The 17,022-nt window shown below is 41.0% G+C and carries 12 protein-coding genes; all 12 read left to right on the top strand.

The genetic code is table 11. The features are described 5' to 3' along the window. The first annotated feature begins 49 nt into the window (after positions 1–49). Entirely contained in the window at positions 50–1,408 is a 1,359-nt protein-coding gene (locus R3X28_RS09550) for a hypothetical protein (RefSeq protein ID WP_154367997.1), read from the top strand. 39 nt (positions 1,409–1,447) lie between these two features. Continuing rightward, positions 1,448–2,443: a hypothetical protein gene (locus tag R3X28_RS09545; protein WP_154367995.1), complete on the top strand. Its 996-nt coding sequence runs from the start codon at positions 1,448–1,450 to the stop codon at positions 2,441–2,443. Between the two features lie 80 nt (positions 2,444–2,523). Next, on the top strand, positions 2,524–3,879 hold the full coding sequence (locus R3X28_RS09540; protein WP_317664097.1) for a hypothetical protein: 1,356 nt from the start codon (positions 2,524–2,526) through the stop codon (positions 3,877–3,879). 92 nt (positions 3,880–3,971) lie between these two features. Continuing rightward, complete coding sequence (locus R3X28_RS09535; protein ID WP_317664096.1) at positions 3,972–4,772, top strand: SGNH/GDSL hydrolase family protein; 801 nt, start codon at positions 3,972–3,974, stop codon at positions 4,770–4,772. A 31-nt stretch (positions 4,773–4,803) separates the two neighbouring features. Continuing rightward, complete coding sequence (locus tag R3X28_RS09530; RefSeq protein WP_317664095.1) at positions 4,804–6,405, top strand: arylsulfatase; 1,602 nt, start codon at positions 4,804–4,806, stop codon at positions 6,403–6,405. A 234-nt stretch (positions 6,406–6,639) separates the two neighbouring features. Continuing rightward, positions 6,640–8,232, top strand: coding sequence for a sialate O-acetylesterase (locus tag R3X28_RS09525; protein WP_317664094.1), 1,593 nt, complete (start codon positions 6,640–6,642; stop codon positions 8,230–8,232). A gap of 50 nt (positions 8,233–8,282) precedes the next feature. Next, a complete protein-coding gene (locus R3X28_RS09520) occupies positions 8,283–9,713 on the top strand; it encodes a hypothetical protein (RefSeq protein ID WP_317664093.1) in 1,431 nt (476 codons plus the stop codon). An 11-nt stretch (positions 9,714–9,724) separates the two neighbouring features. Further along, on the top strand, positions 9,725–11,368 hold the full coding sequence (locus R3X28_RS09515) for a GH39 family glycosyl hydrolase (protein WP_317664092.1): 1,644 nt from the start codon (positions 9,725–9,727) through the stop codon (positions 11,366–11,368). A 59-nt stretch (positions 11,369–11,427) separates the two neighbouring features. Beyond that, a complete protein-coding gene (locus R3X28_RS09510) occupies positions 11,428–12,651 on the top strand; it encodes a DUF6786 family protein (RefSeq protein WP_317664091.1) in 1,224 nt (407 codons plus the stop codon). 10 nt (positions 12,652–12,661) lie between these two features. Further along, entirely contained in the window at positions 12,662–15,070 is a 2,409-nt protein-coding gene (locus R3X28_RS09505) for a glycoside hydrolase family 3 N-terminal domain-containing protein (protein ID WP_317664090.1), read from the top strand. 11 nt (positions 15,071–15,081) lie between these two features. Next, entirely contained in the window at positions 15,082–15,903 is an 822-nt protein-coding gene (locus R3X28_RS09500) for a DUF1080 domain-containing protein (protein WP_317664089.1), read from the top strand. Between the two features lie 218 nt (positions 15,904–16,121). Further along, on the top strand, positions 16,122–16,868 hold the full coding sequence (locus R3X28_RS09495; RefSeq protein ID WP_317664088.1) for a DUF6250 domain-containing protein: 747 nt from the start codon (positions 16,122–16,124) through the stop codon (positions 16,866–16,868). Positions 16,869–17,022: the final 154 nt, after the last annotated feature.

The raw sequence follows: 17,022 nt of genomic DNA, 5'->3' as shown, positions 1-17,022 counted from the left end.
GAAGAAACAATACGGTCTCTCAAACCAGTAAAAGGAAAACAAAAGAGCAATGAGTCAATGCATATTTAAAATGGGGAAAAAACGGAATATTTTTGTAATTACAATGTTGTTTATTTCAGTTGCCGTACATGCTACAGAGATAAAGATCAACAGTATACAGGAGCTGGTTACCTATGCATCCAAAAGTGGGAATGAGGTTACAATGGCACCTGGGGTTTATCCCTTGACCGATTTTTTAACAATCGATTCCATGAGCGTTCGTAGTGAACGTAAATTGTATTCTTTTATCACATTCAGTGGGGATAATAATGTCTTTAATCTTGAGGGAGTAAAATTAGAGGTTGATAATTCATTGCGTGAAGCGCTAAATGCCCCACTTCACAATAGTGAGTTTTTAATAACCGGAAGCGATAATACTTTTCAGGGACTTACCATAAAATATATAGGTGAGGGTACAGCCCTGGGTGCCGCTTCTCTTGTTGTTGGCGGAAAAAATAATATACTCAAAAATATCACCCTTCATGTAAAGGGGTCATTCCCATATGGTTATGGGGATTACCTCGGTAAAGGGCGAAAAAGTATTATAAAGCATAAAAAACACAGTGGACTTTTGGTTACGGGGTACAATACCAAATTATATGCCTGTAAGGTTTATATGCGTTCATTCGGTCATGCCTTTTTTATCCAAGGTGGTGATAATACCTATTTTGAAGACTGCTACGCAGAAGGAGAGATTAGATCGACCAATGAGATGCTTGCTGAGACTTCGGGTCCAGCTTTTGAAAACAATTTTGCATCCATTTATACAAGCTATACGGGGGAGAAAAAAATTCAGCCAGACTATATGAAGTCCTTGAATGAATGTGGATTTCGAACCTATAGTACGGGTAGGGTGACCGTGGTCAATTGTGTGGCAAAGAACATGAGGGTTGGCTTTGCCTTGGCAAAGGTGTCATTGATGAATTGTGAAGCGATTGCATGTGAACGTGGATACTATTTGAATAATGCGGTCACCAAAGACTGTAAAGGTGATGCGAAATACGGCCCGTTGATTTATCTTGTTGGGGACGAACCTTCAAAGATAGACTTAACCTTGATGCCAGGTGAATCAGAAATGAAAGTCCATGCTGTCGCAACCATTTGTGGAATCGGGCATGAAGTATCGATTAAAACCTCGGATACGGATAATCGTAAGAAAGCAATCCCGATCATGCTCGGTTATGGTATGCCAGGTTCAGGGGAAATTGCATCTCCAATTCCTCCAAAAGCTGCAGAAAACATAAAAATCAAGAATATGACATTTCTTCCTGTTCTTATTGGTGAAAAAGCCAATAATTGTGTTGTGACTACAAATGGAGTAATCGATAGTAACCAAGGAGAGAATATTAAAATAATAGAAATAGATTAATCAGGTTTATATCGGGTTAGAAATAAAGAGGTCAAGAAGATGGGCAGTTTTTTCAAGAAGGTGGTTAGCATTGTTTTTGTTATGTTCCTTGGTGTGTTCAGTGGAAACTGTCAGTTGGAAAAATACCCTCAGACTGAAATCACCAATGATATCCTTACGGCCCGACTTTTTCTGCCGGATGCCGAAATAGGGTACTATAAAGGGACAAGATTTGACTGGTCGGGCATAATTTCCAGTTTGGAATATAAGGGACATACGTATTTCGGACAATGGTTCGATGATGATGATCCCCCCCCCTTTGCGACGATTATGGGACCTGTGGAAGCGTATTCCCCTTTCAATTATAATGAAGTGGATCCGGGAAGCGATTTTGTAAAGCTCGGCGTAGGTATAATTAAAAAACCTACTAATGAAGCATATAGTCCTTTTAAACAGTATACCATTGTTGATCCCGGCAAATGGAAATTAATTACAAAGAAGAATGAGGTCCGCTTCGTGCAGCGTATAAACAGTGGAACATATTCCTATGAGTATACCAAGATCGTTCAGCTGATACCGGGCCAACCGAAGATGGTGATCGAACATCGTTTAAAAAACACGGGGAGCAAGCGTATTAAAACCATAGGTTTCAACCACAATTTCTTTGTAATTGACAATCAGCCTATTGGTAAGGATTTTGAAATGACTTTTCCAGTTGATGTTTCCGGCACGGGAAGGGGGCTAGGGGATGCTTTTGAGCTACAAGGGAATAAATTGACTTTTTTAAGGGATTTAGAGGGAGACGAGACCATCGCGTGCAAATATCTGGAGGGATTAACGAATGGTGTTGAAGATTTTGATATTAAAATTGAAAATCTTCGTACCGGTGCAGGAGTAAAACTCTCAGGGGACCGACCGCTATCCAGATTAAGACTTTGGGGTACGGCCAGAACCTTGTGTCCTGAACCGCATATAGAGATAAAGGTTGAAGCAGGGGAGGAATTCAGATGGAGTTATTTCTATGGGTTTTATGAAACGCAGACGTTGAGGCCATAAAAGGCTTGTTAATGATAAGGGAATTTGGAAAAAAGAAGCACACCCAAAAAAAGAAAATTTAGTATCAAATACTTTTTAAAATGAAAAAACGGCTTACCATTTTGATTATCGGACTGTTATGTATTTCTACAGCCTTACATGCTACGGATATAAAGATCAATAGCGTAAGGGAGTTGGCCGAATATGCATCCAAAAGCGGCAATGTCATAACAATGGCGCCCGGGGTTTATCGGTTAACCGATTATTTGACCATCGATTCAATGTGGGGCCGTCATGAGCGAAACGAATTTTCGTATATCACCTTTAGTGGGAACAATAATGTGTTCCATTTGGAAGGGGTGGAAATTGAGGTGGATACCAAATTGCGTACCGCCTTGAAACCTCCCATCCATAGTGATGAATTCTTGATAACCGGTAGCGATAATACCTTCAACGGACTCACATTACGATGTAAGGGCGAAGGAACTTCACCAGGGGGAACGGTACTTCAGGTGGCAGGAAAAGGGAATACCCTAAATGACATTACCTTGTATGTTGCAGGTTCATTTCCTTACGGTTATGGCGATTTATTCGGTAAAGGGAAAGCGAAGGAAACCGTCATTCGCCACAAAAAGCACAGTGGTCTCTTGGTCACTGGGAGCGATACCAAACTCTACAGGTGCAAATTGTACAATCGTTCTTTTGGACATTGTTTTTTTGTGCAACGAAATGCGGAGAATGTGTATTTCGAGGATTGCTACGCAGAGGGTGTCGTGCGTTCTACCGACGATATTCTTGCAGAAACATCGGGCCCTGCATACGATGTGAACTTCCGAACATGGACAAAGAACCGTGAAGGTAAATATGTGGTTACGCCCGGCTATATGAAATCATTATGCGAGGACGGTTTCCGTACTTATGGACCGATCAAAAACATCCATTTTAAGAATTGTACGGCAAAAAATACCCGGGCTGGTTTCGAATTACGGACAAACACTGGGGTACGCCTTGAAAATTGTACGACTATCGGTACCGAAAGGGCCTATTGGGTGGGCGATGACGCCGTTTTGAAAAATTGCAAAGGAGATGCCAATTATGGCCCGTTGTTGTTTGTGGAAGGAAGTAATGTTGATGTGGAATTAATTGTCGATTCCGCGGAATCAGACCGATTGGTGCATGCCTTGGTCACTGTTCAAGGAACAAATAACGAGGTGGTATTGAAATCTGCCCAAGGCAAAAGAAGGAAAAAAGAACTGGCCATATTAATTGGGTATACACACCCTATGCATGGTGAGTCCATGTCACCTTTTGACGAAGGGGAAACCATTGGGTTACGGTTAAGGAATGAAACTGGAATGCCCATAAAAATTGGTCCTAAGGCCAGTAATTGTGAAATCATAACCGATGGTAAGGTTATCGGGAATGAGGGCAAGAAAATAAAAATAAAACAAATATAGAGCGATTTTAGGCCATATAAAAGGACTGGATATTGCCGAGGGAATGTTAGGATCATCGTTAAAGCTGATGATGACAGAAAGCACATAAGAAAATGGAGCGTAAAAGGTTTATAAGTTTATTGGGGTATGGTGCTTTGGGAATGGGAATGGCACCTGCCGCATATGCAGGAATGAATACCAAGAAAAGTGATTATGAAACCTGTAAATCGGTTTGGGGCGACTTATGCGGCGATATAGGTACGGTCTATAAGACAGATGCCTTTAAATATGTGCATCCGGTAAGGAAAACACCCAATGTACTATTATATGGAGACTCAATTTCAATAGGCTATACGCCAGCCGTAAGGAAAAGTTTGGAAGAAAAAGCCACTGTATTCCGTTTGTACAAGAATGGTGGGTCCAGTCAACAATTCATACCGAATATGGATAAAATGAACGCCACCATGTTTCAACCTTACTTACGTAAAGGATGGAATTTTAAATGGGACTTGATTCATTTCAATGTAGGGCTACATGACCTAAAATATCTTAGTGGGAAGCACTTGGATAAAAATGGTGAACAAGTGTCATCCATTGGAGTTTATAAAGAAAATCTTGATAAGATCTGCAAGTACCTGAAATCGAACTATCCGGAAGCAAAATTGGTTTTTGCAACTACAACACCGGTCCCTGAAAATGCAAAAGGGAGATATAGTGGCGATAGCATAAAATTCAATACGGCCGCTAGGGAAGTATTGGAGCAATACCCGGAAATTGAGATAAACGACCTTTATGCGTTTACCCTGCCACAGCGTAAAGCTTGGGCCCAAGAACCCGGGAACGTCCATTACAATGAATTGGGATCCACCGAGCAAGGAAAGGAAGTGGCCCGTATAATCGCTGAAAATTTATGATCGATTTACAAAAATTAAATATTTTCCTATAATGAAGCTAATACCAATCCGTATGTTAAAATTACGTTCAATCACAATTGCCATTGTTTTCTGTGGGGCTTTGTTTAGTCTCTGTTCTTGTTCTTCTAAGCTCGAAAAAACCAATAGCAAACCCAATATCGTTATTATTTATACCGATGACCAAGGGTATGGCGACGTCGGGGCACTCAACCCCGATGCCAAATTCAAGACCCCGAATATGGATAGGATCGCCAATGAGGGTGTTGTTTTTACTGACGGACATAGTAGTGATGCCGTATGTACGCCTTCGAGATATTCGTTGTTGACGGGAAGGTACAGTTGGAGAACAAGTCTTAAAAAAGGGGTCTTAAGAGCCGATGGCCCTTGCTTGATAGAAAAAGACCGGATGACCATTGCCTCCTTACTCAAAGAAAATGGTTACAATACGGCCATGGTAGGTAAATGGCATTTACAAATGGAGTTTGAAGGAAAAGTCGGCAAGAACCGGGATTGGTCCAAACCGTTTACAGACGGGCCCATTGAAAAGGGGTTCGACTACTTCTTCGGGATAGCGGCATCCATGAACTATGGAATCCTTACTTATTTGGAAAATGACCAAGTGATCGATCCACCGGTATTATATACCAAAAAGAAAATGGATGTAACACCCCGTACGTACCGGATGACCCCTCCTTACCAAGAAGAACATCAGAGAGGATATGTGGAGGTAGCCCCTTCCTTCAACGATGAATATGTACTCGAAACCCTTGCGGATAAGGCGGTGGAATACATCAATACATCAGCGGATGATGCCAAGAACGGAAAGCCCTTTTTCCTTTATTTTCCAATGACCAGTCCCCATTTGCCGCATTGTACCCATCCCGATTTCCAAGGGCGTAGCAATTGTGGTAACTATGGCGATTTCATGGAGGAAACGGATTATCGGGTGGGGCAGGTACTTAATGCCTTAAAGGAAAATGGTATTGAAGACAATACACTGGTCATTTTCTCTTCCGATAATGGGGCGGAAACGAATTATGTGTATCAAAGGGATACCTTTCAACATTACAGTGCATTGAATTTCAAAGGGGGCAAACGGGATATTTATGAAGGTGGCCATCATGTACCCTTTTTAATGCGGTGGCCGGAAAAATTCACTGCGGGACAAAAAATTTACCATCCCGTTTGCCAAAGCGATTATTTGGCTACCATAGCCGATATTATCGGAGCCGACATCCCTGAGAATGCCGGGGAGGACAGTTATAGTTTATACCCTTTATTGAATAACGAAGGTCCCGACGACTATGATGAAAACAGACCCGTTATCCATCATTCTTTTACCGGTCATTTTTCGATCAGGGAAGGGGATTGGAAATTGAACCTGCTCAGAGGTTCCGGGGGTTCATTAGAACCGGTTCTTCTAGAAGTGGAACCCGGTGAAGCGGTATATGAACTTTACAACATAGCCAAAGATCCTTCGGAAACGAAGAACCAATATTTTGAGCATCCCGAAATTGTAGCGCGACTAAAACAAAAGATCGCCGAGGTCATAAAAAATGGAAGGTCGACCCCAGGCACGCCCCAAGATTATGTAAAGGGGAATTGGGAGCAGGTTACTTGGATGGATTTATAAATTGGATAATGGACAACGCAACATTTCCTAGGGGATGATTTTCAAGTAGCCTGTAAACGGGCCATAATGGGTAGTGAGGCCTTGGGTCCATTATTCATGGCAATGAACCATTATTTATGATCAATGGGCAATTAGTTATCGATTTCAATATTGATTTTCACCATATTGCAGTTATTTCTTTGTCCTTCATATTTTGTGCCAAGGGGCGTAATGTATAATTATAAAATTAAAATAATGAGGCGATCATTTTATAAAATTGTAACTGTATTATTGGTCTTCTTGCCCCAAATTTCAAAAGCCGATGTTACCCTAAATGCCATTTTTTCTGACCATATGGTCATTCAAAGGGAAACTGAAGTCCCTATTTGGGGTTGGGCAGATGCAGGGGAACAAGTAGAGGTGGTAGGCAGTTGGGGAAACAAGGCAACCGTTGTAACCGGCAAGGACGGTAAATGGCGTGTGGATCTACAGACCCCGAAGGCCGGTGGACCCTATAAAATTACCATTTCAGGAAAAAACCGCATTGAAATCAACGATGTTTTATCAGGTGAGGTTTGGTTGTGCACGGGACAATCGAATATGGATTTTGAACTCTCCAAATTTGTAAACAATGCAAGGGAACCTCAATACCAACCTTTGGTGGAATACATAAGAAATGAAGTTGCTACCGCCAATGATGATCATATTAGGCATATCGAAGTTCTTCAAACCACCTCGTTATTTAAACCACAAACCAATATTGAAGGACATTGGATCAGTGCAAACCCCGAACAAATAGGTAAAATAACGGCTACAGGTTATTTTTTCGCAAAAGAATTACGCAAGGCACTGGACGTGCCCATAGGATTGGTGGAATGTTCTTGGGGAGGCACCCGTATTCAACCATGGATTTCAGAAAAGGTGTATCTGGCCGATGAAAATCTAAAAGCGTACTACGAGGCCACTATGTCCGAATTAAAGTCCGCCATTAAAAAAGCGGATGCCGATAATTTCAGTGATACCTTGTACGAAGTTAAATATGAAAAATGGATAGCCAAAGGCAGGCCGGGATCCAAACCCAATAGCAAGCATCCGTTGAATAATATGCAAAACCCTACAACGCTGTACAATGGTATGATCAATCCCATAATTCCTTATAAGGTAAAAGGTGTTTTATGGTATCAAGGAGAGAGTAATTCACATTTTTTCGAGGAACGGTATGAAGCTTATTTTACCGCATTGATCAAAAGTTGGAGGGAAGCATGGGGCCAGGGCACCATGCCTTTTTACTGGATGCAATTGGCAGCGTATAAAGTGCCGGATAGACGCTCTGATTTAGGGTGGGCAATGGTAAACGATCATTTAAGGAGGACACTCAAAATGCCGAAAACGGGAATGGCGGTGCTGTATGATTTAGGGGAGGCAAAAGATGTACACCCGCATAATAAAATGGATGCAGGTAAACGATTGGCACTTTGGGCCTTAAAGAATGATTACGGCATGAATGTGCCTGTCATAAGTGGACCACTCTACAACTCTTATAAAGTAATAGGGGATAAAATTCAAATAGAATTCAAGGAAGTGGGTTCTGGTTTAATAGTCGGTGAGAAACAGCTGTTAAATGCTACTGTGGCTGTAGACAAGCCTTTAAAATGGTTTGAGGTCAAGGGTGTGGATGGTGTTTGGAAACCTGCAGAAGCCCATATAATTTCCAAAAATAAGATTGAAGTATCTTATCCTGAGATTACAGATCCTACCCATGTCCGTTATGCATGGTCGTCTTATCCGGAGGGAGCGAATCTATACAATAAAGAAGGGCTTCCAGCGGCCGTTTTTACCACGGAATAATGTATCAAATGCTAAACCGATCATAAAAAATGGAAATAAAAAGAAATACAATGCGAATTGGAAAATATGGTGTCATACTATTGATGTTTTTTGCGTTTAATCCGGCATTTTCCCAAAAAGTGGAAATGGTATATACTACGGCTTCCGAACGATGGGTCAAGGCCAAAAAGTTTTTATCCAAAGAAACGGCTGCCAATGCGACCGACATTGTGGTGTATACCGATAGTCTACTACAGGAGATCGATGGTATAGGTGGAGCGTTCAATGAATTGGGGTGGGATGCTTTGGAGGCCTTGCCCAAAGCATCCTCAAAACAGGTCTTTAAGGATCTGTTTTCCGATGAGGGATGTAACTTTTCGATGTGCAGAATCCCGTTGGGAGCTTCTGACTATGCCTTGAGTTATTATTCTAGCAATGATGTTCCAGAAGATTTTGAAATGCGCGATTTTAATATAGATAGAGACCGCTACATTTTAATTCCCTATTTAGAAGCTGCATTAGAAGTAAACCCAGAACTAAAAATTTGGGCATCACCATGGACCCCTCCGGCATGGATGAAAGTGAATGACCATTATGCTATGAGAAGTGGCGAGTTTGGAAACGCTTTAGATGGGAATAAAATGAATCCAGAAGCCCAAATCTTGAACAACGCTACGGCATTTAAAATGCAAGAGCGCTATTTAAAGGCGTACGCACTATATTTTTCAAAATTTGTACAAGCTTATAAAAAAGAAGGTATAGAACTGTTTTCCATTCAACCCCAAAATGAAATTGCATATCAACCTAACTGGCCAAGTTGTACATGGAGACCAGAAGATATGGGATATTTTATAAGTGAATTTTTAGGACCACAATTCAAGGCAGATAATCTGGATGCAGAAATATGGTTGGGAACGGTTAATTCTGGTGACCCTAATTATGTAAGAACCGTTTTAAAATTTAAGGATGCAAGCAAATACATAAAAGGAATTGGTTTCCAATGGGGTGGGTCAAAGGCCATACCAACTATTCATAAAGAGTATCCTGGCATCAAATTGATGCAAACCGAAAATAAGTGTGGAGAGCATGAAAACGATTGGACTTCCTTAGAAAGTTCATGGAACACCCTTGTACACTTTTTAAATAATGGAGCGGGGTCCCATATGTATTGGAACATGGTTTTGGATGAAACGGGAAAAAGTGCATGGGGCTGGCCACAGAATTCTATGGTGGTTGTGGATAGGACTGCGAAAAAAGTCACCTATACGGATGAGTTTTATTTATTTAAGCACCTATCGCATTTTGTGCAACCCGGCGACCATTACTTGAAATCCTCAGAAGGTAAAAACCATGCGGTGTTTAAATTGAAGGATGGGCGTGTTGCCGTATTGGTCAATAATCCCAAGGATACCCAAGAGACATTGAATATCATAATAAACGAAGCGCGTTTTGCCGTGAATGTCAACCCCAAGTCGATCAGCACACTTTTGATAACCGAATAAATCCATTGGAAATGAATTGTAAGATTAGAGAGAATATTTTGATTATGGCATTTGTCCTGTTCGTCGGACTGTTTGCCGTAGCACAGCAACCTATTGTTATCAATGCCAATGAAAGTGGCGAAAAGTTTGATCATTATTGGAGCAAGATGGTTGGGGCAGGCCGTGCCAATGAGGGCTTAAGGGCCGGTTGGCTCGAACAATTGGAGCAGGTGCAGGAAAACTGTGGTTTTGAGTATGTTCGTTTTCACGGACTTTTCCACGATGACATGTTTCCCATAATTGAAGAAAGGGGGAAAACCGTTTACAATTGGCAGTATATTGATGATCTGTTCGATAGGATGTTGGATGTAAAGGTGAAACCCTTTGTTGAATTGGCTTTTTTCCCCACAAGTATGGCCGCCGAGAATTCCAAGACGGTTTTTTGGTGGAAGGCCAATATTACCCCGGCAGACGATTCTTTTGGGAAATGGCACGATTTGGTCAAGGCGTTCACCCAACATTGTCTGGACCGCTATGGCATTGAGGAAGTTTTGACCTGGTATTTTGAAGTATGGAATGAACCCAACCTTTATCCGTTCTTTTGGGATGGCACTAAGTCGCAATATTTCGAATTGTATAAGCAATCGGCCTTGGCCGTTAAGTCGGTCGATGAACGGTTGAAAATCGGTGGTCCCTCTACGAGTAATTTTGTACCCGATACACGCTTTGATGGGGAAATAACCAATAATGACGTTTCGGATGCTGTTTTTAATGCAGAGGATGTCAATAGTCTAAAATGGCATGGAGTATGGATCGAGGACTTTCTAAAATACTGTAAGAAAGAGAAACTTCCCGTAGATTTTGTGAGTACCCATCCTTATCCTACCGATTATGCGTTCAATCCGGAAACAGGAAAAGGGAAAGGACTCACACGTTACGTATATTCTTTAAAAGAAGACCTGCAATGGCTTAAAAATACCATTGCCAAAAGTGCCTATCCCGATGTAGAGATCCATCTTACCGAATGGAACACCAGCCCCAGTAGTAGGGATCATATGCACGATCGACTACCTTCTGCGGCATATATTGTTAGAAGTAATTTGGAATGTATCGGATTGACGAATTCCTTGTCCTTATGGACGTTTACCGATATTTTTGAGGAAAAAGGCGGGGCAGCCAGTATTTTCCATGGCGGATTCGGGATGATAAATTTTCAAGGCTTGGTAAAGCCTTCCTATCACGCATATCGTATGTTACATCAACTAGGGGATCAAAAGTTATACAACGATGATCACGTTTTTGTAAGTAAAAAGTCTTCTGATGATAAAATTGTGGCCTTGGCATATAATTATCCGGAAGAATACGTCAATGCCGTTCCTTCCGGGACCAACAAAAGGGAAGAGGGTACTTCCAAAAAGCTTGAATTGTCATTTACAGACCTAGCCCCTGGTACTTTGTTCAAAATCGAAATCATGGATAAAGACCATGGTAACATCCATAATTTTTGGGAGGCCATGGGGAAACCGGAACCACCGACCAGGGAACAGATCAAGGTGATGAAAGATTATGCGAATACCATGAAAACGGAATTCCTTTTTGCCGATGCGAAAGGGGAACTTGTAATTGAACATGAGATTGCCCCTTGGAGTTTGGTGTTGATTGAACAAACGAACTAGTCCTTTATAAATAATCAATATGGTCATTCGGGATAAGCGAATCGGTCAAGTCTTTAATAATGAAGAATTTATCACTTTTTATTTGTATCGTTATGTTAGGAGCTTGTAAGGAGAAAGGCAGTTTCAAAAAGGACGTGTCGTTTCTGAAAAATCATACAGAAATCATAGTATTGAGTAAAGGAAATGGAGCTATTGCCATTGCACCCCAGTACCAAGGGCGAGTGATGACGAGTACTACAGATTCTTCTGAGGGTATTGGTTTTGGGTGGATAAATAAAAAAGTGGTTAGGGCAGGTTTTTTATCAGAAGACGAACGCAAAGGTAAACTGGAAGATCAAATATATATTTTTGGAGGTGAAGAAAGATTTTGGCTGGGACCTGAAGGTGGTCAGTACGCATTGTTCTTTAAACCGGGAAGTAGCTTCGATTTTTCCGAGTGGAAGACTCCTGCGGCAATAGATACTGATTCTTTTCAATTGGTTAAACGTACCGAGAATATGGTGGGTTTTGAACATCAATGTGAACTTTTGAATTATAATGGTACTATTTTCAGCATGAAAATTGAGCGCAATATTCGTCTATTGGATAAGACCGATGTGGAAAACATCATCAAAGAGAAACTTTCAGATGAGGTTGATTACGTTGCCTATGAAACGGATAACAGAATAACTAATGTAGGTGATGACCCATGGATTGCAGAAACAGGATTACCATCTATTTGGTTATTGGGAATGTATAATCCGTCTCCCAAAACTACAGTTGTGATTCCGTTCAAAGATGGTGATCCATCTCTTTTAGGAGCCAAAGTAAAGGATGATTACTTTGGAAAAGTCCCCAAGGAATATTTAAGAGCACATGATAATATTCTCTTTTTAAAAGGAGATGGGACTAAACGAAGTAAAATCGGTATCAACCCAAAACGTACAAAAGGCATAGCAGGAAGTTATGATGCGGACCAAAAAATAATAACAGTAGTCACTTATAATGTTCAAGACGCACCAAACGGATTTGTGAATTCTTCATGGGAATACCAGGATGAGCCCTATTCGGGGGATGTTATCAATGCTTATAATGATGGTTCACCGAAACCAGGTACTCCTCCATTGGGACCTTTTTATGAATTGGAAACCTCGTCTCCGGCAGCAGCTCTAATTCCAGGGGAAACCATGGTTCATAAGCAAGTCACTATTCATTTTCAAGGAGATAATGCTGCATTGGAAATAATATCCAGAGAAGTATTTGGGGTAGGTCTTGAAGATATTAATACTAGTTTCACTGAATAATGTTGTTAAAATGAAGCAATTTAGAATAATATTGATTTTTACGGTTTTCATCCTATGCATAGGAATGAAAACGGGGAAGAATCCCATATACCATAAAGATTGGATCGATTTTAATAAGAATGGAACCAAAGATGTTTATGAGGATTCAAAAGCACCCATAGCCAATAGGGTGAAAAATCTGGTTTCTTTGATGAACGTTGATGAAAAAACCTGTCAAATGGCCACATTATATGGTTATGCCAGGGTATTGGAAGATGAGTTGCCTACACCCGAATGGAAAAATAGGGTATGGAAAGACGGTATCGGTAATATTGATGAGCATTTGAATACCATTTGGAACCAGGAAAAAACACATACGCAATATTCCTTCCCTTTCAGTTCCCATGCAGATGCCATCAACAAAGTACAGAAATGGTTTGTTGAGGAGACCCGTATGGGAATTCCTGTGGATTTCACCAATGAGGGCATACATGGCCTTTGTCATAAAAAAGCCACGCCGCTCCCAGCGCCAATCGGTATCGGGAGTACCTGGAACAAGGAGTTGGTTTATAAAGCCGGGCAGATAGTAGGTCGAGAAGCAAAGGCTTTGGGATACACCAATGTTTATGCCCCTATTTTGGATGTTGCCCGTGATCCTCGCTGGGGAAGGGTGCTAGAATGTTATGGGGAAGATCCTTTCCATATTGCGGAAATGGGTAAGCAAATGACCTTGGGAATCCAATCGGAAGGCGTTGCATCGACCTTAAAGCATTTTGCAGTTTATAGTGTTCCCAAAGGGGCACGTGACGGGGCCGCCCGAACCGATCCGCACGTAGCACCAAGGGAAATGCACCAAATGTATCTGTACCCTTTTAAAAGGGTTGTTCAAGAAGCATCACCCTTGGGGGTTATGAGCAGTTATAACGATTATGATGGGGTGCCAGTTACGGCAAGTCATTATTTCTTGACGGAGTTGCTTCGTGAAAAATATGGATTTAAGGGATATGTTGTTTCCGATAGCGAGGCAGTGGAATATGTTTCCGACAAACACCATGTGGCAGAGGATTATAAAGAAGCCGTTAGGCAGGTAGTCGAAGCTGGCTTGAATGTACGTACTACTTTTAGGACCCCCGAATCCTTTATAGAACCCTTAAGGGAGTTGATCAATGAAGGTAAAATATCGATGAAGACCATTGATCTTAGGGTTTCTGAAATATTACGGGTGAAATTTGAATTGGGGTTGTTCGATAGTCCTTTTGTTGAAAATACGAAAGCAGCCGATACAACGGTGCATACCCAAGACGATGGGGTTTTTGCCAAACAAATCAATAGGGAATCGCTCGTTCTTCTAAAAAATGAGGGAAATCTACTTCCGTTGGATAGCGATAAAATCAAGAATGTTTTGGTAACTGGTCCGTTGGCCAAAGAGGTGAATTTCATGTATAGCCGATACGGTCCTTCGGATAACCCGGCAGTAACGGTGTATGAGGGGATAAAAAATTATGGGGACGGAAGAATGAACGTTGTGTATGAAAAAGGTTGCGAGGTAGTAGATCCTGATTGGCCTGTAACCGAGATCATCCCGACTCCTTTGACAAAGGAAGAACAGGCAGGGATTGATGCTGCAGTGGAAAAAGCCCAAAACGCCGATATTATCATCGCAGTGGTCGGTGAAGATGATAAAAGAGTGGGGGAGAGTATGTCACGCACAGGTTTAGGGCTTCCCGGTAGGCAACTTCAATTGGTCCAGGCCTTGTATGCAACGGGTAAACCTGTAGTACTCGTACTTATAAACGGGCAACCGTTAACGATCAACTGGGAAAATAAATACATACCGGCAATTCTTGAGGCATGGTTTCCCAGTGTCTCGGCAGGGGAGGTCATTGCCGAAACCTTGTTTGGGGATTATAATCCGGGAGGGAAGCTTACGACCACTTTCCCAAAGAGCGTGGGCCAGATTCCTTTGAACTTTCCTTTTAAACCCGGTTCCCAAGCAAGCCAACCCGAGGTCGGCCCCAACGGATTTGGCCGTACCAGGGTGCTGGGATCGTTATACCCCTTTGGATATGGGTTAAGTTATACCACTTTTGAGTATAGTGACCTGAAAATAAATCAAAAAACCAAGCATTCCGAAAGTGACATCCAGGTGTCGTTCAAAATCAAGAATACCGGAAAGCGGGAGGGGGATGAAGTAGTGCAGCTTTATGTAAAGGATGAGGTGAGTAGTGTTACGACGTATGAAAGTCAATTACGCGGATTCGAAAGGGTGCTTTTGCTACCCAATGAAACTAAAACCATGCATTTTACTTTGCATCCCGATGATTTGGAGTTACTCGACAGGCATATGAATTGGACCGTTGAACCTGGTTTTTTCCAAGTTTTGGTGGGCAGTTCTTCGGAAAACATACATTTAAAAGGAAAATTTGAAATAATCGATTGATAAACAAAAAAATGAAAAATCAACTCTGGATTACCGGCTTAATAATTATCTTTTTCGGCCTTTCTTCAAACATTGCATTAGCACAGGACACAACATTAAAGGAGGATGGTTTTGTGTATTTATTCAATGGTGAAAACTGGGATGGGTGGAATCTTAAGCTAAGGAATGGCGATTCGGAAATGGCAAAAAAAGTGTATGCCATTGAAGATGGTATTGTTCATGTGTTCAAGGATTTTCCTGATAGTTTGAATTTGAATACGGGTGAAAATGGGACACACGGGCTGTTTTTTACTAAAAAGAAATACGGTAAATACATACTTAGATTCGAGTACAAATGGGGTAAAAAAATAGCAAACAACTTCGATCAATGGCAATATGATGCTGGATGTTATTATCATGTTTATGACGATAAGATATGGCCAAAGGGTAATGAATACCAAATTCGATATAACCACATTGCCAATAAAAACCATACAGGGGATTTTTGGGCCGCTGGGACCACTTTGGATTGGTATTCGGGAGATGGCAAAACCTTTCTTTTGCCCAGTGAAGGAGGTAAGAAATTTGAACAAAAGAAAAATGAACTTCATGGGTCGGGCAAAGCCAAATACAATGCACTCAACGAAGAATGGAATGAATGCGAGATCATTGTTATGGGCAATAAATATGTGATCCATAAACTAAACGGTGAAATCGTAAACATGGCGACCGATCTTTCAGTGAGTGAGGGGGTTATAGGATTTCAATCTGAAACGGCCGAGATTTATTACCGTAACATCAAGATCAAAGAGTTTAATAGGGTCGTTCCCATGAGGAAGTTTTTAAAGGATTGAAAAGTTATAATATCCACCTTTTATTTCTATTTTGGTTTTTCACTGGGTTCAAGGTTTTGTACTTGCATATGAACCCTTACTCTTCAAATGAATCATCGTTTATAATTTTGGAACTATGATTTATAGTGGCCAACCATACTTTTTGCCAACTTGCGTATGCCTTAGTTCTTCAAACGATTAAGGATTACGAAAACATATCGATCTTAATGAAAAAATATATGTCAGTCACCCGTGCATTTACTTTTTTACTTCTATTTACTATTACCCTTAGTGCTATTTCCTGTGCACAGGGTAAGGTTATCGTTTTAAATGATTCCGTTAAGGTCATTCCCAAGTTGATCCATGAAGAGGATTTTGATACAAACGACTGGGACAACTGGGTTGTAGAGCAGATGGAAGGTGGTAAAACCGAAATCAAGAATGGCAAATTGGAAATTACCGATGCCGCGGGGTGCACCATTTGGTTTAAAAAAAAATTGGAAGGTTCCATTCTTATTGAATACGATACCTATATAATCAGTAATGGAGGGCCTTACGACCGTGTTTCCGATATGAACTGTTTTTGGATGGCTAAGGATATGGAGCACCCTGATAATCTGTTTGAGAATTCAGGAAAACGAGGTGGAAAATTTTCGAATTACGATAGCCTAAGACTTTATTATATGGGAGTTGGTGGGCACGATAATTCGAAAACCCGTTTTAGGCGTTATGTAGGTAATGGGGAAAGACCTCTGTTACCCGAATATGATTATACAAAACCTGACTTTTTATTGACGCCCAATAAGGTATACCATATAAAAATAATAGCCCATAACAATATCATTCAATATTATAGGGACGATGTACTAATGGTTGATCTTTACGACGCCAATCCATATTTATCAGGATACTTTGGTTTTAGGACAGTAAAGAACCATATGACCATCGACAATTTTAAAGTACATAAGTTGATTACGAAAAATTAGTATTAATATAATAATCCAAATATTATGTCCACGACATATCAAACACGCTATGCTTCTAGCCCAGAAGCAGTAAAAAAATACGATACCACAGCCTTAAGGGATGAGTTTCTAATCGATGATCTTATGGCCAAAGGAGCCATAACATTGACCTATA

The sequence above is a fragment of the Maribacter sp. TH_r10 genome (assembly GCF_033101095.1).
GTDB lineage: Bacteria > Bacteroidota > Bacteroidia > Flavobacteriales > Flavobacteriaceae > Maribacter_A > Maribacter_A luteus.
Note: the sequence above shows the minus strand (reverse complement) of the source record. Positions and strands in the feature narration are given on the sequence as shown.